Raw genomic sequence first — 378 nt, forward strand, 5'->3', positions numbered from 1 at the left:
GAGATGTTCAACTCATGGCTTTGTCTTCTGACAAATACAGTACGATATGGTGGAGCTATGCGGGATCGAACCGCAGACCTCCTGCGTGCAAAGCAGGCGCTCTCCCAGCTGAGCTATAGCCCCGTAATCGAAGTGGTGGGTCTGAGTGGACTCGAACCACCGACCTCACCCTTATCAGGGGTGCGCTCTAACCACCTGAGCTACAGACCCACTTCGTGTACTGTCTCTAAACTTGAATCAAGGCAATCTGTGTGAACACTCAACAACTTCGTCATCATTAAGGTAAGGAGGTGATCCAACCCCAGGTTCCCCTAGGGTTACCTTGTTACGACTTCACCCCAGTCATGAATCACACCGTGGTAAACGCCCTCCCGAAGG

The 378-nt window shown here is 52.1% G+C and carries 2 tRNA genes; both read right to left on the reverse strand.

Annotated elements, in window-relative coordinates:
- Nucleotides 1-47 precede the first annotated feature (47 nt).
- Nucleotides 48-123 (reverse strand) — tRNA-Ala (locus MUW49_RS19680).
- Nucleotides 124-133: 10 nt separating this feature from the next.
- Nucleotides 134-210, reverse strand: a tRNA-Ile gene (locus MUW49_RS19685).
- Nucleotides 211-378 lie beyond the last annotated feature (168 nt).

Source organism: Aeromonas sp. LsrichE-8G, from assembly GCF_022869435.1.
GTDB lineage: Bacteria > Pseudomonadota > Gammaproteobacteria > Enterobacterales > Aeromonadaceae > Aeromonas > Aeromonas caviae.